The following is a 20,235-nucleotide window of genomic DNA, read 5'->3' as shown; positions in this document are numbered from 1 at the left end:
AAGTTTGGATTGTCTTTAAGTAGATAAACTTATCTACATATCATTGTTGTAAAACTTTTAAATTTGGCTAAGTTCTATTAAACACAGGTTATGAAAACTCCCAAATACACCAACGATCTTATTCACGAAAGTAGTCCTTATCTTTTACAGCACGCCCATAACCCGGTAGATTGGAAAGGCTGGAACAGCAATGTTTTGGATGAAGCAAAAAAGGCTAACAAACTCATTATTATTAGTGTTGGATATTCTGCATGCCACTGGTGCCACGTGATGGAACACGAAAGTTTTGAAGATACTGAAGTTGCCGACATTATGAATGCGCATTATATTTCGATAAAAGTAGATCGCGAAGAGCGCCCAGATATCGACCAAGTGTATATGCAGGCTGTGCAAATTATGACCGGTAGCGGCGGCTGGCCCATGAATATCGTAGCACTACCCGACGGGAGGCCGGTTTGGGGTGGCACTTATTTTAGAAAAGAACAATGGAAAAGTGCACTATTACAAATTCAGCAGATCTATAAAAAAGAGCCCTCCCAACTTACCAATTACGCTAATAAACTGGAAGAAGGTTTACAGCAACTAAATCTAATTGATATTAGTAATATTAAGCATGAATTTTCACAACAGAGGTTAACCGAATTTGTTGACATCTGGAAACCTTACCTAGACACAAAACTAGGCGGCACCAAAAATGCGCCAAAGTTTATGATGCCAACTAATTTAGAATTCCTGCTACGTTATGCTTATCAATTTAAAGATGAAGAATTGCAGGAATATGTACTTCATAGCTTAGATAAAATATCTTTTGGCGGCACTTTTGATCATATCGATGGCGGATTTTCAAGATATTCTGTAGATGATCGCTGGCATGTTCCGCATTTCGAAAAAATGCTTTACGATAATGCCCAATTACTAAGTGTATACAGCAAAGCCTATAAACTAACTCAGGATCCCTGGTATAAAGAAATTATAAAAAAGACCACCAATTTTATCGAATCTTATCTTACCGATGCTACCGGAGCATTTTATTCGGCTTTGGATGCCGATTCTGAAAATGAAAAAGGAATCAAAGAAGAAGGTGCTTTTTATACCTGGAAAAAACAGGAACTTCAGGAATTGTTAGAGTCAGAATTCGATATTTTTTCGGCTTATTTTAATATCAATGAAAAAGGCTACTGGGAGAACGGAAATTATATTCTCTACAAAACTGAAAAGGACAATATTTTTGCTGAAAATCATCAATTATCGATAGAACAACTTCAGCAGAAAAAAGAAAAATGGACTAAAGTTCTTTCTGAAGCTAAAAAACCACGAAAAAAACCAGGTTTAGACGATAAAACACTTACTTCCTGGAATGCACTTACAATTACTGGTTTTACTGAAGCTTATTCAGCTACAGGAAATTCGGATTACCTTGTAACCGCGCTGAAAAATGCTGAATTTATTATCGAAAATCAGCTAAAATCAGATCATAGTCTTTTCCATTCTTACAAAAACGGAAAAAGTAAAATTAATGGCTATCTTGAAGATTATGCGTTTACCATCGAAGCATTGTTAAAACTATACGAGGTCACTTTCGATAAAAAATGGATCGATTTTTCAAACAATCTTAGCCAATATTGTTTTGAAAATTTTTACAACCAGGAAAACCATCTCTTCAATTTCACCTCTAAAAACGACGATGCTTTAATTAGCAATCCTGTAGAATTTACCGATAATGTGATCCCTGCATCAAATTCAGCAATGGCAAATAATTTATTTAGATTGGGAAGTTTAACCGGAAATGCTGAATATTTAGAAACTTCAGAAAAAATGCTTCAGGCGATTGCGGGAAAAATCGAATCTTATCCTATGGGTTATTCCAATTGGCTTCATTTATATATAAACTTCAGCAATCCATTTTATGAATTGGCGATTTTGGGAGAAAATGCAGAAATTGAGCAGATAGAAATTCAGAAAAAATATCTTCCAAATCTTATAATTTCAGGTAGTAAAAACAAAAGCGAATTAGCAATTCTTAAAGATCGTTATGTAGAAAAGAAAACGCTCTTTTATTTATGCGAGCAGGGAAAATGCCAACTTCCTGAAGAAAAATTAACGCCTGTTTTAAATAATATCAGCCTTGTTTAACAAAACTTAAACGAGAATTACTCGCATTTAGCCCAAAAAAATGTTCTCTTTGTAGTAAAACTACTTGTTACTATGGATAAATTAAATGACTTTTCTGAATTAGCACAGGAATATGCTAAAAAACTTATTGACTTTTTACCGGACTTAATTGCTGCAATTTTAATCCTAATTGTAGGATTTTGGATTGCTAAACGCGTGGTAAAATTAATGCAAAAGGCACTTGATAAAAAGGATTATGACGTTGCCTTAAAAGGATTTTTAACCACACTGGTAAGTTGGGCCTTAAAAATATTGGTCATTATTGTTGCCATAGATCAGGTGGGTATAGAAACCACATCTATAGTAGCGATTCTTGGTGCTGCTGGTTTAGCGATAGGTTTAGCTTTACAAGGATCACTTGCCAATTTTGCCGGTGGTGTTTTAATTATAGTTTTAAAACCATTTAAAATTGGCGATTGGATTGAGGCACAAGGTGTTTCTGGTAGTGTGAAAAGTGTGAGTTTATTTTATACTAAACTTGATACGTTTGGTAACCAGGAAGCAGTAATTCCTAACGGAAGCTTAGCGAACGACAATATTGTAAACTATACTGTAAACGGTGTGCGTCGTGAGAATATGACCTTTGGAATTTCTTATGACGATGATATCAAGAAAGCAAAAGAAGTTCTTATGAATCTTGTAAAAGAGCAGGAAGGCATTGAAGCAGAGCCAGCACCACAGGTACTTGTAGGAGAACTAGGTGATAACTCGGTTAACTTTTATGTAAGATATTTTGCTAAAAATCCTGTATTCTGGGATATCCACTGGTATATGCTAGAAGAAGGAAAAATAAGATTGGAAGAAGCTGGAATGACGATTCCTTACCCACAACGTGATGTTTATCTTTACGATCAAACTAAAATGAGCGGTACAGTTTTAAAAGAATCTAAAAAAGACAGCTCAGATAAAACTGAATAAACTAGCTTGGATAAGCCTTGGAGCATTACACCCTTTGGCGTTGCCAATAAAAAAGCAGGCGATTAGCCTGCTACAAAATCCTTTAAATAATAAGGTTCAAAATAAGCGACATCCTCTATGTCGCTTATTTTGTATTTATCATAAGCTATGCTACACATTTCTTTCGCTGAAGGTAATCGATCTTCTATAAACTCGGCATTTGGATGCTCACAGATTTCTCTGAATTTTGCTACGCCATTTCCTATAAAATAAACCTTCCCTTTTGCTAATTCTTCCTGAAAACTTTCTTCTGAAAGCACCTCAGCTTTTGTATCTCTTATTTGATTAAATGCTGAATCGAATACCGCAGAATATACTTCCATTCTTCGGGCATCGAGCATTGGGATAATTTGCTCTCCTTCCTTTGGATCTATCTGTTTTGCCAAAGCACTTAATGTTGGCACTGAAATAAGCGGAATATCCTGAGCAAAACACAATCCTTTTACTGCAGAAACTCCAATTCTTAATCCTGTATAAGACCCAGGGCCTTTGCTTATTGCAACCGCATCAAGATTATTGATCTTAAGATCATTTTCTTTTAAAATCTCATCGATAAAAACATGAAGCTTCTCTGCATGAGAATAGCCTTTGCTATTATCTTCTTTTAATGCAATTACATTAGCATCTTCACATAAAGCAACCGAGCAATTGGTGGTTGCTGTTTCCAAACAAAGAATTACAGCCAAAATTATCTAATTTTAAACTCTATCCTTCGCTGTTGACGCTTCCTGCAACCTCAACCTTATCTCCAGATTTTAGAGTTTTAGTTACTACATTATAAGGCCCGGTAATTACAGTTTCTCCTTCCTCTAGACCTTCTGTGATCTGGATATTAGTATCATCCTGAATACCGGTTTTTACAACACGCAATTTAGCTTCTTCCCCGTTCTTAACAAAGACACATTCAAAAAGTTTAGAAGGATCTGTTTCTACATTAGCAGGTGCCATAGCTCCCATGGCTACTGAGGATGTATCTGCTTTTACCACGATAGCACTAATTGGTACACCAATAACTTTGCTTCTTTTGTTTGTGATAATATCTACAGTAGCCGTCATTCCTGGTCTAAACGGAGAATAATTCTCTGGTTTTCCTTCTAAAAGATCTTTATAAGAATCTTCTAAGATTCTAACTTTCACCTTGAAGTTTGTTACCTGATCTGTAGTTAATTCACTATCGGCAGAGTTAGAAATTTCGGTTACTACGCCTTTAAATTCTTTTCTTAGATAAGCATCTACCTCAACGATTGTAGAATCTCCAACTTCAACTTTTACAATATCATTTTCATTTACATCTACCTCAACTTCCATATTAGAAAGATTGGCTACACGTAAAATCTCTGTACCTGCCATTTGTTGCGTACCTACAACACGCTCCCCTAATTCAGCGTCTAGTTTAGAAATAGTTCCGCTCATTGGTGCATAGATATTGGTTCTACCTAAGTTATCCTGAGATTCGGTTACCGTTGCCGCTGCACTTTGCATGCTGTAATAAGCAGATTCTTTGTTTGCTTCTGCAACTTCGTAGCTAGAAACGATTCCGTCCCACTCTGCTTTAGAAATTACTCCTTTTTCAAAAAGTGTTTTATTACGCTCGTAATCTGCTTTTGCCTGCTTTAAACTTGCCTGAGATTGCGCATAATTAGCACGAGCATTCTCCATACTTGCTTGTGAACGTTGCAAATTAGATTGATAGATATCTGGGTTGATTTTCACTAAAAGATCACCTTTCTCTACTGTTTGCCCTTCAGCAATAGGAAGTTCGATAATCTCTCCTGAAACTTCAGAAGATAACTTTACTTCTACCTCTGGCTGAATTTTACCAGTTGCAGAAACGGTTTCTACAATATCCAACGGCTTAATTTCAGCAATTTCAACCTGCTTAAAATTACCGCTTTTACCAAACATTCCAGATTTCTTACCTACTACTAAAAGCACTATTAAAACAAGTACTACTCCAAGAATGATAAAAAGAGTTTTCTTTTTCATTTATAAAATTTTTAAAACGCAATCATTTCTATACACCGAATTATTATTTCGGCTTTATTTATTTAAAACAGCTAATGCTATTTTTAAAATCTCAAGTTAGCAACCGGAACACCAAAATAAAGTTCCAGTACTTTTAATTTAAAGATATAATCATACTTAGTACGTACTACCTCTCTTTCAGCATTTTCGTAACGTAATTTAGACTGACTAAAATCGAAAGCATTGGTTAAACCAACATCAAAACGCTCTGTTGCATACTCGTAAGCTTTCTCCTGCGATTCTGCCGCAACCAAGGCTGCTTCGTAAGCTTCAAAAGCACCTGTAGCATCTACATAAGCCTGATACACATTTGCTTCTAAATCTAATTCTGCCTGCTCTAGTTGATATTCTGCTCTACGCGCATTTACCTTACTTCTTTTTACCTGATTTCTGGTAGCAAAACCATTAAATACAGGAACGCTTAACTGAAACCCATAAGAAATACCATCATTTAACCATAATTGATCGATAAAAGGTCTTGGTGGTAACGAAATAGGTACTGCAGGATTAGAGGATTCGGTTACTACTGTTTCTCCTGTAGATTGCACATAACCAATTTCTGTAATTGTAGTTCCGGGAGGATTGATATAATCGATCCTGTTAGCACCTGTTTCCCTTGTGTTATAGTTTACAAACGCACCTAAAGTTGGCATATAAGCACCACGAGCAATACTTACATTTTGCTCTGCGATTTCTTTGTTAGCTTCAGCAATTCTAATTTCTGAACGCTCTTCTTTGGCTCTTTCAATAATATCGTAAACTGAATTATCTAAAATCTCTGTTCCGAATATATCATAATCGTCTTCTACAATATCGAAGTTTTCGTAATCCTTAATCAATAAAGTTTGTGCTAAACTGATAAGTGAAATCCTGATATTATTTTGCGCAATAATTATTCGTTGTCTTTCATCTGCATTGGTAGCCTGAATCTCTAAAAGATCACCTTTTGGCAATGAACCTGCATCCACTAATTGTTGCGTGCGGTCCATTTGCTCTATGGTTACATCGTTTTGCGATTTTAAAACTTCTAGCTCCTGTTTCGCAAAAAGCACTTGTAAATAAGAATTTGCCACAGCAAGCGTAATGTCGTCTTCCATCTTATCTAAAGAGTACTGCGCTGCAAGCTTAGACATTTTTGCTTGTTGTAGTTGCTTGTAATTTCTTAATCCGTCAAATAAAGTTACACTGGCAGTAACTCCCGCAGAGAAGTTTCTTGTAGTTTGATTTTGAAGTACACCGGTAGTAACATTTTGAGTTAAACCAGTGTTCCAGGAATTGCTGGCATTACCATTTATTCCCGGTAAAAGATTACCAATTGCATCTTTCTTATCAATCTCGGCTGCCTCTACATCAAGTTCAGATTGTTTAACAGAGATGTTATGCTCTAAGGCATACTCCACACATTCCTGCAAAGTCCATTTTTTCTCCTGTGCGTTGGCGATGAACCCAACTAAAAGTAAAATGGTAAAAAAGCTAAATTTCTTCATAATGTATATTGTAATGGATATGTCTAACAAAAAGTTGAGTTGTTACAAAAACTGTAAAAAATTAATTTGCAGCATAATTTTGAGCTGGTTTTAGCTGATTCCACACCTTAATTTTATCGTCTTTAGCGATGCCTTTTTTGATTTCTACATGAATCCCATCGCTCACCCCCAACTCTACATCTCTACGCTCAAATTGTTGATCTGCAGTCTCTATTTCTACGAAAGGCTGCTGCGTATCGCTGTCAAATTGCACTAAAGCTTCTTTGATTGACAACACATCTTCAGCCTTTGCCAAAATGATCGAAGCATTTGCACTAAGTCCCGCTCTTATAAAAGTAGCTTCTGCTTTATCTAAAGTCCCCTTTATTTCAAACTGAATCGCTCCGTTTTCTTCAACACCTTTTGGTGCGATATAATCTAGAACCGCATCAAATGTTTTATTCTCGATGGCACCAACAGTTACTTCAAGCGGTAAACCCTCTTTAATTTTACCAACCTCACTTTCGTCTACTTTTCCTTCAAAAATCATCTTATCTACATCGGCAAGAGTAGCTAGCGTAGTTCCGTCGTTAAAGTTATTGGATTCGATCACCTGGTTTCCGGTTTTCACAGGAACGTCTAACACCATCCCGGTTACAGTACTTCTTATTAATGTGTTCGCCGCACTACCAATACCGCTTGTTGTACCGGTTTTAACGATCTCAAAATTTTGCTGTGCAGATTTATAATTTTGCTCAGCTCTTTGATAGGCAACTTCAGCATTATCATAATCGTTAGCCGAAATCACACCTTTATCGAATAATGATTTTTGGCGATCGAATATTTTTTTTTGATTATCTAAATTGATCTTAGCCGTAGCCACAGCATCTTTCGCACTTTGCAAAGAAGTAACATTTGGGATCACTCGAATCCTTGCGATTAGATCACCTGCTTCTACAGATTCTCCCGCTTCAACATAAATTTCATCTATAATTCCGCTAATATTAGGTTTAATTAAGATCTCTTCTAGCGGAACGATATTTCCGGTGGCTACTGTATTTTTAGTAATGGTTTGTACAGAAGGCTGTTCGGCTTGATAAACCACAGGATCTTGCTGTCCTTTTTGAAAGTAATAATACAGCGAACCCAAAAAGCCAATAAAGATTACGGCTAAAATAACGATGGTAACTGTTCTTTTCATTTTTCGATTGTGTTTATTCTATGTTCTAAAATTGTTATTCTGTTCTTAAAGCGTCTACAGGTTTAATTTTTATTGCATTTTGCGCCGGAATTAATCCTGCCAGTAATCCTGAAATTACAAGGATAGCTAAGGCAATTAATACCACCCCGATATTTACTGTTGGATTTAGAAACATCATTTCTGAAGTATCCATTCCATCTAATAATGTATTGATCACATAGATTACAAGCGTTGAAAGAATAATTCCTGCCATCCCGGAAACAATAGTTAAAAAGATCGATTCTAATAAAATTTGACCACGTATGCTCCAGGGGCTTGCTCCTAAAGCACGACGAACACCTATTTCATTTGTTCTTTCTTTCACTACAATGAGCATAATATTACTAATTCCAATAATTCCTGAAAGCAATACCAGCGTACCAACAAAATAGGCCACTAAGCGTAGCGCTATAAACAAACCGTTAATTCGGCTATATTCTTCGTAAAGATCAAAATTTCCAACTGCACGATCATCTTCTGGATGAATGCTATGCCTGGTTTTTATAACATCAAAAACGCTATTTTTAAGCTCGGTTATAGAATGATCATCGTTTGCAGTGATCGCCATCCATCCTACTACATCTCCCATATTAAAAGCTTGTGAGTATGCAGTAAAAGGCACAAATATTTCTTTTTGCTGTTCTTCTACATTTCCGCCACTTCCTTTTTTCTTATAGGTTCCCACAACCATAAAATTAACACCATTAATCTTGATATAAGTTCCCAAAACCTCTTCATCTATCTCATACAATCCAGCTTTTACACCTTCCCCGATAATAGCTACTTTTCGCTTTTGCTCGATATCTGAATAGTTGATAAACCTACCAGAAGTAATATCCATAGGTTGTTGCCGTATAATTTCAGGATAATCTCCATACACATTATAAGCACCACTATTTAAACCTCTAACCACATTATTAGCTCCGCCAAAACCACCAAGTTGATTTCTTGGCGAAACAATTTCCAGGCCGGGAACAGTTTCTTTTATGGCTTCTACATCTCCTAATTTGAAATTATAATTTCTTCCCTTTGGCAAACCTTTATAAGATTTAGAAATGGTCTGCGACCACATAAACATAGAATTAGTAGCCATTCCACTAAAGCCTTGCTTAACTCCGTTTTCAAGTCCTTTTCCTGCAGCTAATAGAATAACCAGGATAAAAACACCCCATAAAACCCCAAAAGCAGTAAGCAGTGTTCTAAACCAATTTGCGGTTAGGGCTTCTATAATTTCGTCCCAGCGATCTCTACTAAACATGATTTATTGTTTTTACTCGTCTCTTAATGCTATAATTGGTTTAATTCTTGCTGCCCGATATGCAGGGAAAAATCCAGCCACCGCACCGGCAACTATTAAAATAACTACAGTAGATAGAGCGACATTAAAATTCACCGTAGGATTATAAATAAAATCGGTTTGAATCATTGGACCAACAAAATCCAAAAGCACTAATCCCATTATCAATCCTGTTAAACCTGCAAAAGAAGTCACGAATATCGATTCGTGCAGCACCATCCCAATTATGGAAAGTGGTTGTGCACCCAATGCTTTTCTAACGCCAATTTCCCGGGTACGCTCTTTTACAATAATCAGCATAATATTACTTACCCCTACAACACCAGCGATGATCGTACAAATCCCAACTCCCCAAAAGAACATTTTTATCATCCCTATAAGATCGTAGAATCGCTTGGTATTTTCAAGCATATTATTAATATAAATGGCGCTATTATCACTTGGTGCTATGGTATGTTTACCTTTTAGATAAGTTTCAAGTTTACTGGTAAAGTTATTAGAAGCTGCTAGTGCTTCCTCGTATGTCTCTTTGGCTTTAAGCGTATAACTAAGCGAATTAATATCGTTCCCACCACTAAAAACTTTTTGAGCTGTGGTAATTGGCACAAAAACACGACTTTCTTCACGCTCTCCTCCCGGATCTGTATAAACACCAACCACTTTAAATTTTATTCCCGAAATCTCTACATATTTACCAAGCACATCATTAGAATCTTTAAACAAATCCATCTTAACGCGATTTCCAAGCACTACAATTTTAGTAGATTCTTCAACGTCTCTATTATTTAGAAATCGGCCAGAAACCATACTACTATTTTCTAAGAATTGATAATCTGGATAGACACCTTCTACCCTATAAGAACCAGATTCATTTTCAAAAGTGACCATGCCACCAAAAATTCTAAATACTGCAGATTTAAATTCTAATTCCGATTTATTTTCTGCGGAAGTATACTCAAAATCGTCGTTTTTCAACTGAATTCTACGACCAGGGTTTAAGCCTTTATATTCTTTAGTTGTTACTCCAGGATACACAAAAATGGCATTTGCAGCATCACCCTGAAACTCTCTTTCTATCCCATTCTTCATTCCCTCGCCAATACCAAGTAGGATAACCAGGATAAAAATACCGGAGGCCACTGAAAGCCCCGTTAAAAATGTACGCAGTTTATTTTTGCTGATAGTTTCAAAAATTTCCTGCCAACGTTCAAGATCAAACATTTTGTAAAGCTCTTACCTGATTAACTTTAGTATCGTCGATAATTAAACCGTCTTTCAGGTTTACGATTCGTTTGGTCATTTGCGCAATATCTGGCTCGTGGGTAACGATAAGAATGGTTCTTCCTTCATCATTAATTTGTTGGATTAGATCCATAACCTCGTAAGAAGTTTTTGTATCTAAAGCTCCAGTTGGCTCATCGGCAAGTAGTACTTTTGGATCTGATGCTAAAGCGCGAGCAATAGCTACACGTTGCTTTTGGCCTCCAGAAAGTTGATTTGGCAAATGATCCATCCATTGTGCAAGGCCAACTTTTTCTAAATAAGCTTCAGCTCTATCCATACGCTCACTGCGCTTCATCCCCTGATAATAAAGAGGCAAAGCAACATTATCGAGCGCACTTTTATAATTAATAAGATTGAATGACTGAAATATAAAACCTAGGAATTTGTTACGGTAGCGCGCAGCAATCTTTTCATTTAGATTTTTAATTGCTACACCATCAAGCGTGTAAGAACCAGTATCAGCTTCATCTAACATTCCTAAAATATTAAGAAGTGTAGATTTCCCTGATCCTGAAGACCCCATTATAGAGACAAGTTCACCTTCAGCAACATTAAAGTTTATTCCTTTTAAGACATGAAGAGAATTATTCCCGGTTTTGTAAGATTTGTGTAAATCTTTAATTGTGATCATAACATTTTGACTGATGGTTAAAAGCAGGTAATCTGCTTATATCCATAAGACTATAAAATGTCAAAATTGTTACAGAAAATTTAAAAATTTCTTAAATATAGCTATTTAAGCTTCGTATTTTTTCTTTCGGTAAGAACGGTAAATATAATATCCAAGACCACCTACAAGTAGATAAGGAAAAACCATTAAATAAAGTATCCCATCATTAATTCCTTCCGCAGCATTTTGAGAAGATTCACTTTCTAACACAGCTCTACACATGGCACATTGCGCCTCTGCAAACATTGGTAAAAAAAGTAACACCAAAACAACGAATATCGTCTTTGTATTAAAAATCTTCTTCATTTTCATTCAATTTTAATAATATGGATACATAAAAATGTACACCAAAACACCTGTTATCGCCACATATAACCAGATAGGGAACGTCCATCTTGCTATTTTAGCATGCTTTACATATTCTCCTGTTAAACCACGGTACATTGTAAATAAAACTAACGGAATAATGATCGCTGATAGCGCTATGTGTGAAATTAAAATGAAAAAATACATATACCTAAGCAATCCTTCGCCTTCATAATGAACCGGGGCATTACTTATTTTAGAAATAACATAACTCACTAAGAAAACAGCAGATAAGGCAAAAGCTGTAATCATTACATTTCTGTGTAATTTATATTCCTTTATTTTCATAAAGAAATACCCCATTAAAAGCAGTACGGCTGTAGAACCATTAAGTACCGCATGAAATAATGGAAATGTACCAGATTTGGCACCCAAAAGATTATATCGCTCTGGCAAATTCATTAAAATTAATACCACAATCGGCACCAGTATCGATAGTGCAATAATCACCGGAATGGCGATTTTATCTAATTTTGTTAATGTTTTTTTCACAACAACGTCTTAATATCCTCAATTAACATATCGATTTGAGGCTCTTCTTCACCATCTAAAACCGATTTATTTCTCTTCACAAATCCTCTATAATAAATCAAAGGATTACCAAATTTATCTTTTCTTGAGCGAATATATCCATCCTTATCAATTAAAGCAAACATTCCTGAATGCACAAAACCTCCCTGAACATCTGGATCTTCGCCAGCATAAGTTTGAAAACCTGCATTAGCAAGCTCATAAATCTTATCTTTTTCTCCAGTTAATAAGTGCCAGTTGGGATTGGTTATTCCGTAGTGATCTGCATATTCTGCAAGCACCTCAGGTGTATCATGCTCTGGATCTATAGAAAAAGAAGCCACGCCAAAATCATCCTGAAATTCTTTTAATTCGTCCTGAACCTCCACAAGATTCTCGCTCATTATAGGACAAATTGTTGGGCATGTAGTAAAAAAGAATTCTACAACATAAACTTTACCCAAATAATCCTTATTAGTAATGGTATCGCCGTGCTGATCTATAAATTCAAACTCTGGCGCTTTTCTTTTTTTACCGTTTAATTCTAAGTAACCAACTTCTGGAGATTCTTTTGCAGGTCTTTTAGAACCTTCTTTATTAAGACGATCACCTTCCACAACTTCTCCATTATTCATTCGATCTACAATCTTAGGCATCACTATAATCCCAAAAATTATAATGATAACAGCTAAACCTGCATATGAATACTTCTTTTTCATTACTATTGAAATTCTAAATTCTGTTTAATTATTTTTTCTGCCAGCGTTATTTTTCTTTAAAGCCAACCTATATTCAGCCAAAATCACCTTAACATCATCATTCATTTTATTGGTAAGTTCTGCTATATCGCGCGAATCATAACCAAACAAACTTCCTTCATCATCGTCATCTCTCCCTCTAAGATTTCTTGATTTATCAACAATAAAAACATACGGAGTATAACTTTCATCTGATAATTGATAAGGACTATTTAAACTTTTAAATACATTTTGAATCTCATTTGGCGATCCAAATACAAATTTCCATTCGTGAGCATTGGTAATTCCTTCAAACTCCTTTGCGAAATCAGCAGCGTTTTCTCTGGCGGTTTCAGGAAGTATTATTACAAATTGAAAATCATCGAATCCGTAATATTTTTCCAGGATTTTTTTATCAAGATTGAAGGTGTTCCCTTTAAGATTTTCAAGATTTTCACCGAAGAAAGCAATAACACTAATATGATCCTGAAGATAAACAGGTTCTTGGTCGTAACTGGAAAGGCTGGATATTTCAGTAACATCCTCAGTTAATATTGGTAGTCTGGCAAAATTATTTTTACCTGATGCAAAAAAAAGATAAGCAACAATTGGCAATGCAAAAAGTACTGTGAGTACAAAAAATTTCTTCATAACACCTATTCAGAAAAGGAGTACAAAAATAAAAAGACGGTTTAACAAAACCGCCTTTTCTTAATCTTTTAACTTTTGTAAGACTTAAAAATCCCAGGCGATATACCCGTTTTTATAAACCTCGTAAATATAATCTCCCTCTGTAAGTAAGATAAAGATTAAATAGATTGCCAAAAATACTCCAGACCATACAACGGCTCTACGAAGACCTTTGGTTTCGTGTTCCATGTGCATAAAAGCCCAGGCGATATAATATGCTTTATATAGTGTAAGGATAATAAATATCCAGTTTAGCAAGTGCATACCCACTATAGAAGTTTCAGTTAAAAAAGGAGGTCTAAAAATCCCTAATATCACTTCTACAATGGTTACTACTGAAAGAATCCCGAAAACCTGCCAGATTCTTTTTGTACTTGATTCGTGCTGATGTGCTGTACTATCGTGTGCCATAATTTCTTAGATTCAAAAAATTAAACAAGGTAAAAGAAAGTGAATACAAATACCCAAACTAAATCTACAAAGTGCCAGTATAAACCAACCTTCTCTACCATCTCATAGCTTCCTCTTCTCTCGTAAGTTCCTAAAATAACGTTGAAGAAAATAATGATATTAATCACTACTCCAGAAGCTACGTGAAAACCGTGGAAACCTGTAATAAAGAAAAAGAAATCTGCGAATAATGGTGGCCCATATTCATTCTCGGTTAAATTAGCTCCTTCTACAACTCCAACAGCATTATTATCTAACCAATTTTGTGATTCTGCTCTAGAAAGAACTGTTTTCTCTCCTTCTTCATTAAAATCTAAAGTTCTAATATAAAGATCGTCATTAGCAGCAAAACCTTCTTTGATACTTTCTAAAGTGAACTCTGAAACAGTAGATTCACTTTCAAACCAAAGACCTTTATTACTTTCGTGTGTAGCACGTTCGCTTTCGTGCATAACAGCTATATCTTCTAAAGCTACTCGATGACCTTCTCCATCCACAAATTGAAGAATTTTACCTCCTTTTGTTTTCAAAGCACCATATTCACCAGAAATAAAGTTACTCCACTCCCAAGCCTGAGAACCTAAGAAAATTAGCCCCCCTATAATAGTTAAGAACATATAGGTGGTTACTTTTCCCTGTTTCATTTGGTGACCTGCATCTACAGCCAAAACCATAGTTACAGAAGAGAAAATAAGAATAAATGTCATCAATGCAACATAATACATTGGTGCATCTACCCCATGTAAGAAAGGAAAGTGATTAAAAACTTCATCGGCAATTGGCCAAGAATCCATAAACTTGAATCTTGAGAATCCATATGCAGATAAGAATCCTGTAAATGTAAGTGCATCGGAAAGGATGAAAAACCACATCATCAACTTACCATAGCTGGCTCCAAGTGGCTGGTTACCACCGCCCCAAGTTTTACCTTCGGTGCCTGTTCTAACAACAGTAGCGTCCATAGAAGAAGTCATTTAATTTTAAGTGCAGCGCAAAAATACGCTTTTTTATTATCTAAAGAAATATAAAAAGAAAAACAGGTAAACCCACAGTACATCAAGGAAGTGCCAAAATGTTGCACCAAGCTCTAATCCAAGTGTTTGCCCCTTGTAGTACCGTTGTTTAAAATGATTATAAATTAACACCAAAAGTACTATTAAACCCGCCGCCAGGTGGGCTAAGTGTGCTAAAACCAACACATAAATAAAGCTTGTGGTGATTGTACTTTCACTTCCGGTAAAATAATAACCAGCCTCAACAATATCTGCAAAGCCCTGAAACTGAAACACTACAAAAAGTGTTGCCAGAATTAAAGTTCCCAGTAAAAAAGCCGTACCGTTTTTTCTGTTTCCTAATATAATATTCTTTTTTGCAAAAAACATGGTAATACTACTAATAATAATTACAATAGTACTCCACATAAAAGATTGCGGCAATTCAAATTCTGTAAGCCAGTCTGGTCTTGTTTTACTTACTACATAGGCACTGGTAAGACCTGCAAACATCATCCCCATGCTAATAATAGCAAACCACAACATCATTTTTTTGGCACGATCTCTTCTTTCCTGTTCGCTCCCTTTTGTTAAATCCATTCTCTAATAAATTTATCCAATACGTAAACTATTTGTAATAAGGTAATATATGATACACTCGCCAACATTAATTTTTTGGCAGCATCTGCAGTTTTTAATTTAAAAAGCCTAACTGCATAATAAAGCATTCCTAAGCCCAACAATAATATAATCACTCCTGAAACCGGAGTTAGATATAATCTTCCTGTTACTCCAAAAACAGGAATTAAAGATACCAATATAGTCCACACAGCATATAAAACTACCTGGATTGCCGTACCTTTATCTCGTTTCCCGGTAGGCAACATAAAGAAGCCTCCTTTTTTGTAATCGTCATACAACCACCATCCAATTGCCCAAAAATGAGGAAATTGCCAGAAAAACTGAATCATAAATAAAGTACCCGGCTCTATACTAAATTCTCCTGATGCCGCCACCCAACCAAGCATAAACGGGATAGCTCCCGGGAAGGCACCTACGAATACAGAAAGTGGTGTTTTTGTTTTTAAGGGTGTATAAATACTTACGTAAAGAAATATACTAATAGCACCAAACATCGCTGTTTTAGGGTTAATAATATAAAGCACCACTAAACCTAAAACTGTAAAAACACTTGCGATAATAAAAGCAGTTGTAACAGACATTCTACCAGATGGAACTGGACGATTTTTTGTTCTATCCATCAAAGCATCAAGATCTCTCTCTATGATTTGATTATAGGCATTAGAAGCTCCCACCATAAAGTAACCCCCAATGGCTAATAGCAGCACGACCACAAAATCTACCGTTTCTGCACCTAAAAAATAACCCGCAACTGAAGAAAACACCACACTAATGGCCAAACGCATTTTGGTTATTTCCTTAAAATCTGATAATAACGAAGGGGAAGAACTATGTACGCGTGCGCTACTCAAAAATTATTTTTTACAATTGGCGCAAAGATACTCCTTAATTAGGTTTTGACAAGGCCGTACAATTGTTAATTTTAAAAGCTTGCTTTTATCTTAATAATCGTAATACCAATTAAAAATATCTGTACGAATACCAAAATTTAGCCAGGAGGTAGAAGTATCAAAGTGACTAGCCGTATTTACTTCCGTATTCATATTACGATAAATAAAACTTCCGTAGAGTTTTAAGTTGGTTTCAGGATTTATAATATATCCGGCCTCTACCTGACCAAAGAAAGAAATTCCCGTATTTCCCTGACCAATTTCTACATTACTATCAAAAGGGCGATCTTCGTAATTACGGTAAATATCACCTCCATAAGAATAAGGGTCGTTATCGTAATCGAATCCTCTTTTCCCATAAATTAATTTGCCCATACCATACCATCTATCCTTTTTATATCTGGCAATAGCAATGATTTCTCTAAAATTAGCTCCCCATAAGTGAGCAAGGGATTGATTATTATGCCCATAATTAAGCACTTCGGTATTATGAGAATAGGTATAAGGACGCACCTGATTATATTCTAACTGAAGAAAAAGATTAGGTACTTTAAATGCATTGAAGTACTTTAAACCTAATTGATAACCTAATTTATTTTTCCAACTTTGTTCTCCTCCAAAAACGTCACTGGTAGAAAACTCATCTATAATAATCTGGGTATAAGCATTTAATTGGTTACTAACTTTATATTTCCCGCTTAATCCTATTAAGGCATTACCGCCCCTGGCACCGGTAGAAAATTCTATTGCCCTGTAAAAAATAACTGGGTTTAAATAATTGATATCAAAACCACGATTATTGTCATTTTCCCAAACTACAGATTCAAAAAGACCAATATTAAGTCGTTTGCTCACATTTAAACTTAAATAGTGATTAGCCATATATTTAGTCCTGAAGCTTCCATCCCCGGTTACCTCTGGCCTAACATCTCGCATAGACATCCAGGTATTGGTATATTTCAACTTCCAAAAAGTGGTGTTTAATTTAAAATATGGATAGGGAGAAGTGACATCACTTACTAACAACGATCGATATCCATCCCCGATAAAATTCTTCCCATGCCCAAACTGAATGTTAAAGTACTTACTAGGGCTATACGACAAGTAACCTTCAGCTACAGGATAATCATAAGCATCACTCCCAAAAGGTTTAGCAATACCACGTCCCGGGATTATAGCAGGATCACCACCATCTGGCCTAATTAATTCAGCCCAATCATTAAAATAACCTGCAAATCTTCCCTGGTTTTCATAAACCACCGTGTAAAAATTAAGGTTTTCACCTAATCCTCCTTGAAATATTGCAGCTCTGGTATTATTATAGGTGAAATCTGCATTGCTATCTCCAAAATCTTTACCCAACTGAAGATCCAAAGCAAAATCGAAAGTAAACCAATAATCTTCATTCTGAAATCTAATAGTATGTTCGTTCCAAATTTTTCTACCAAGTAATGTTTTGCGATTTTGATGAAGTCTTTCAGCATCAGATTTTAGATCGTAATACTTTGACACATCTTTAAAAAGAAGTGGTTTTGAAGCCGTGTGATTATTAGTTCCTATTTTATTTAAAGCAGCATCGAAACGGGAATAATATTCGTGAGACAAAGGAATATTTATACTACTTTCATAACGAGGATTTGTAAATAATTTAGACCGAATAGAATCGTATTCATTAGACGCGACAACTAATTCATTATTTTCTAAACTTTCTTTAGAACTCACTATTGGAGCAACAGAATTATCTTGTGATTTATCTTTTAAATCCTGAATTTGATTTCTTTCTAATGGAATTTTAATAGGCAGTCTAAACTGCATATATGTTGGCTCTGCATTATATTTTGCTGGTTCTATTACTGGAAGTAAATCAAAAACTCTGGCTACCTCAGCTTTCAATTCATCATAAGCGGCATTAACATACATCAATTTAAAAGCCCCATTTTTAGTTACTTCAAAAACCACTGCAATTTCTCCTGTATAATCATTGGTTATCACATTAGAAGGTATATCAAAATGATCTACAATAAAATTAACAAGGGTATTTTTAAAACAAATTTCAGAATCGTCATAACTTACAGGTTCACATTCAGGAAACATAGGATACACTTCAGCATTCTGCGCCTGAACAAAAAAAGTAGCTAATAAAACGAAGGGAAGTAGAAAATACTTCATACAAGAGTAATAGATATTCGGCACGAAAGATACACTTTTTAAATATATCCTAAAATAAGAAATCCCGGCATAAGCCGGGATTTCTAAAAAGTATAATTGTAATTTCCTTAGTCTTGAATTTGGAATGTAATTGGTAATGAGTATACAACCCCTACCGGCTTACCTCTTTGCTTACCTGGTTGCATTTTAGGTAATTTGTTTACCACTCTAGCAGCTTCCTGCTCTAATCTAGGGTGTGGAGCACGTGCTCTTACCTCTGTAATTTTCCCTTGTTTATCAATCTTAAACTGAACAATTACACGAGTAATACCTGATAATCCAAGTTCAGATCCTAAATCTGTATCAAATTCCTTTTGCACAAATTTCATTACCTTTTCACTCATACAAGCTTTACGCTCGTCGTTATCTTTAAGATTTTCACATCCAGGGAAAATTGGCACATCCTCGATAACCGCGAAAGGAACGTCTGCTACCTCTTCTTCAACAGGCGCTTCAACAACTTCCTCTACCTCTACGATATCTTCAAGGCTAGTTTCAGTAGATTCGATTTCATCTTCTTCTACTTCTTCCTCATCCTCCACAACTTCGATAATCTCTGGCGCCGGTGGTGGCGGTGGAGGTGGCGGTGGAGTGTTTTGCATTTCTGTAATTGGAATTTCTTCGTCGTCTAATTGATCCATCTGCACCATCCCGGTATCAATTTCAGACTTCTCATAAGTCTTCCATTCAATAGCCTGCCAAGTAACAAAAAGAACCAATATAAGACCTAATTGAAGAAACAACACGCTTCTTTTCGATAAATCTGCTTTCGGATTTTTCTTAGGTTCCATAATGGTTAATGATTAATAAGGTTTGCTAAAATAAATATTTTTTCCAAAAAATTAAATAAATATTAATATTTAACCTTTTCGAGTGTCCTCTTAAAGATTAAAAAAAGTATCGATGCTGTTAAAACACCGGTTGAATTCGCAATTACATCCAACCAATCTGGCTGTCTATAACTGGTAAGCGTTCCTTGTAAGACCTCAATTAGCATACCAAAACCGGTGCAAGCAACACTTATTTTTAAAATTGTAGACTTATACGATAAATTATTTTCAGCTTTAAGAAAGAATGAGATTTTCCAGACTAAAAATAAAACAAAATAAGCCGAAGTATGCAAAACTTTATCTCCTAGACTAAAATCACCCACCGTAATTTCAGGTGTAATTTTATACAGTGAGAAAAAAGTTAGCGTAGCCGTATATAGACCTGCCAGAGAAAAGGCAAGTTTAACCACCGATGATTTCTTTATATTCCTGTGCGGTAAGAAGATCTTCCAGCTCAGCGATTTCAGCAAATTTAATTTTAATCATCCACCCATCAGTGTATGGTGCATTATTTACTTTTTCAGGCTCGTCTTCAAGACTATCGTTAAATTCAATAATCTCTCCTGTTAATGGCAAATAAAGGTCTGAAACTGTTTTAACAGCTTCTACCGTACCAAAAACATCTTCACGGTTTAGAGACTCGTCTACAGATTCTACCTCTACGTAAACAATATCTCCTAATTCACCCTGTGCAAAATCTGTAATTCCTACAGTTGCGATGTCGCCATCAATTTTAACCCACTCGTGGTCTCTGGTGTACTTTAAATCCTCTGGAATATTCATAGTTATGTTTTATATAGCGACAAAGT

General features: G+C 35.6%; 21 protein-coding genes. 2 read left to right on the top strand and 19 right to left on the bottom strand.

Translation table 11 applies throughout. The features are described 5' to 3' along the window. Nucleotides 1-90 precede the first annotated feature (90 nt). Both IIF7_RS15015 and IIF7_RS15010 read left to right on the top strand, forming a co-directional pair. Nucleotides 91-2,133, top strand: coding sequence for a thioredoxin domain-containing protein (locus tag IIF7_RS15015; protein WP_084842520.1), 2,043 nt, complete (start codon nucleotides 91-93; stop codon nucleotides 2,131-2,133). 72 nt (nucleotides 2,134-2,205) lie between these two features. Then, nucleotides 2,206-3,090 carry a mechanosensitive ion channel family protein gene (locus IIF7_RS15010; RefSeq protein WP_084842519.1) on the top strand — a complete coding sequence of 295 codons (885 nt, stop codon included), beginning with the start codon at nucleotides 2,206-2,208 and terminating at the stop codon, nucleotides 3,088-3,090. A gap of 62 nt (nucleotides 3,091-3,152) precedes the next feature. On the opposite strand, the gene tsaB is transcribed toward IIF7_RS15010, so the two are convergent. The 19 genes from tsaB to gcvH form a co-directional block, all read right to left on the bottom strand. Beyond that, nucleotides 3,153-3,815: a tRNA (adenosine(37)-N6)-threonylcarbamoyltransferase complex dimerization subunit type 1 TsaB gene (gene tsaB / locus IIF7_RS15005; RefSeq protein ID WP_176218970.1), complete on the bottom strand. Its 663-nt coding sequence runs from the start codon at nucleotides 3,813-3,815 to the stop codon at nucleotides 3,153-3,155. Nucleotides 3,816-3,834: 19 nt separating this feature from the next. Further along, the gene (locus IIF7_RS15000) at nucleotides 3,835-5,115 is read right to left on the bottom strand and encodes an efflux RND transporter periplasmic adaptor subunit (RefSeq protein ID WP_084842518.1); all 1,281 of its coding nucleotides are present in this window, start codon (nucleotides 5,113-5,115) and stop codon (nucleotides 3,835-3,837) included. A gap of 83 nt (nucleotides 5,116-5,198) precedes the next feature. Next, the gene (locus tag IIF7_RS14995) at nucleotides 5,199-6,641 is read right to left on the bottom strand and encodes a TolC family protein (protein ID WP_084842517.1); all 1,443 of its coding nucleotides are present in this window, start codon (nucleotides 6,639-6,641) and stop codon (nucleotides 5,199-5,201) included. A 61-nt stretch (nucleotides 6,642-6,702) separates the two neighbouring features. Beyond that, the gene (locus tag IIF7_RS14990) at nucleotides 6,703-7,821 is read right to left on the bottom strand and encodes an efflux RND transporter periplasmic adaptor subunit (protein ID WP_084842516.1); all 1,119 of its coding nucleotides are present in this window, start codon (nucleotides 7,819-7,821) and stop codon (nucleotides 6,703-6,705) included. Between the two features lie 34 nt (nucleotides 7,822-7,855). Further along, nucleotides 7,856-9,118, bottom strand: coding sequence for an ABC transporter permease (locus IIF7_RS14985; protein ID WP_084842515.1), 1,263 nt, complete (start codon nucleotides 9,116-9,118; stop codon nucleotides 7,856-7,858). Nucleotides 9,119-9,130: 12 nt separating this feature from the next. Beyond that, on the bottom strand, nucleotides 9,131-10,378 hold the full coding sequence (locus IIF7_RS14980) for an ABC transporter permease (RefSeq protein WP_084842514.1): 1,248 nt from the start codon (nucleotides 10,376-10,378) through the stop codon (nucleotides 9,131-9,133). After that, a complete protein-coding gene (locus tag IIF7_RS14975; RefSeq protein ID WP_084842513.1) occupies nucleotides 10,371-11,072 on the bottom strand; it encodes an ABC transporter ATP-binding protein in 702 nt (233 codons plus the stop codon). The genes IIF7_RS14980 and IIF7_RS14975 overlap by 8 nt, the downstream gene beginning before the upstream one ends. A gap of 105 nt (nucleotides 11,073-11,177) precedes the next feature. After that, nucleotides 11,178-11,417 (bottom strand): hypothetical protein, encoded by a 240-nt coding sequence (locus IIF7_RS14970; protein ID WP_084842512.1) that lies wholly within the window; start codon nucleotides 11,415-11,417, stop codon nucleotides 11,178-11,180. 12 nt (nucleotides 11,418-11,429) lie between these two features. Further along, the gene (locus IIF7_RS14965; RefSeq protein ID WP_084842511.1) at nucleotides 11,430-11,969 is read right to left on the bottom strand and encodes a DUF420 domain-containing protein; all 540 of its coding nucleotides are present in this window, start codon (nucleotides 11,967-11,969) and stop codon (nucleotides 11,430-11,432) included. Continuing rightward, nucleotides 11,966-12,706 (bottom strand): SCO family protein, encoded by a 741-nt coding sequence (locus IIF7_RS14960; protein ID WP_084842510.1) that lies wholly within the window; start codon nucleotides 12,704-12,706, stop codon nucleotides 11,966-11,968. The genes IIF7_RS14965 and IIF7_RS14960 overlap by 4 nt, the downstream gene beginning before the upstream one ends. A gap of 24 nt (nucleotides 12,707-12,730) precedes the next feature. Beyond that, entirely contained in the window at nucleotides 12,731-13,375 is a 645-nt protein-coding gene (locus IIF7_RS14955) for a hypothetical protein (RefSeq protein WP_084842509.1), read from the bottom strand. Between the two features lie 84 nt (nucleotides 13,376-13,459). Continuing rightward, complete coding sequence (locus tag IIF7_RS14950; protein ID WP_084842508.1) at nucleotides 13,460-13,825, bottom strand: cytochrome C oxidase subunit IV family protein; 366 nt, start codon at nucleotides 13,823-13,825, stop codon at nucleotides 13,460-13,462. Between the two features lie 20 nt (nucleotides 13,826-13,845). Continuing rightward, the gene (locus tag IIF7_RS14945) at nucleotides 13,846-14,826 is read right to left on the bottom strand and encodes a cytochrome c oxidase subunit 3 (protein ID WP_084842592.1); all 981 of its coding nucleotides are present in this window, start codon (nucleotides 14,824-14,826) and stop codon (nucleotides 13,846-13,848) included. 48 nt (nucleotides 14,827-14,874) lie between these two features. Further along, complete coding sequence (locus IIF7_RS14940; protein WP_084842507.1) at nucleotides 14,875-15,456, bottom strand: cytochrome c oxidase subunit 3; 582 nt, start codon at nucleotides 15,454-15,456, stop codon at nucleotides 14,875-14,877. After that, the gene (gene cyoE, locus IIF7_RS14935) at nucleotides 15,447-16,349 is read right to left on the bottom strand and encodes a heme o synthase (protein ID WP_084842506.1); all 903 of its coding nucleotides are present in this window, start codon (nucleotides 16,347-16,349) and stop codon (nucleotides 15,447-15,449) included. Before cyoE ends, IIF7_RS14940 begins: the two co-directional genes overlap by 10 nt. A 90-nt stretch (nucleotides 16,350-16,439) precedes the next feature. After that, entirely contained in the window at nucleotides 16,440-18,557 is a 2,118-nt protein-coding gene (locus IIF7_RS14930) for a gliding motility protein RemB (RefSeq protein ID WP_084842505.1), read from the bottom strand. A 107-nt stretch (nucleotides 18,558-18,664) separates the two neighbouring features. After that, nucleotides 18,665-19,387, bottom strand: coding sequence for an energy transducer TonB (locus IIF7_RS14925; protein ID WP_084842504.1), 723 nt, complete (start codon nucleotides 19,385-19,387; stop codon nucleotides 18,665-18,667). Nucleotides 19,388-19,449: 62 nt separating this feature from the next. Beyond that, the gene (locus IIF7_RS14920) at nucleotides 19,450-19,836 is read right to left on the bottom strand and encodes a VanZ family protein (RefSeq protein WP_245801652.1); all 387 of its coding nucleotides are present in this window, start codon (nucleotides 19,834-19,836) and stop codon (nucleotides 19,450-19,452) included. Beyond that, a complete protein-coding gene (gene gcvH, locus IIF7_RS14915; protein ID WP_084842503.1) occupies nucleotides 19,829-20,209 on the bottom strand; it encodes a glycine cleavage system protein GcvH in 381 nt (126 codons plus the stop codon). Before gcvH ends, IIF7_RS14920 begins: the two co-directional genes overlap by 8 nt. Nucleotides 20,210-20,235 lie beyond the last annotated feature (26 nt).

The sequence above is a fragment of the Zunongwangia atlantica 22II14-10F7 genome (assembly GCF_002094855.1).
GTDB classification, from domain to species: Bacteria; Bacteroidota; Bacteroidia; order Flavobacteriales; family Flavobacteriaceae; genus Zunongwangia; species Zunongwangia atlantica.
This window is presented reverse-complemented; position numbering and strand designations above follow the sequence as displayed.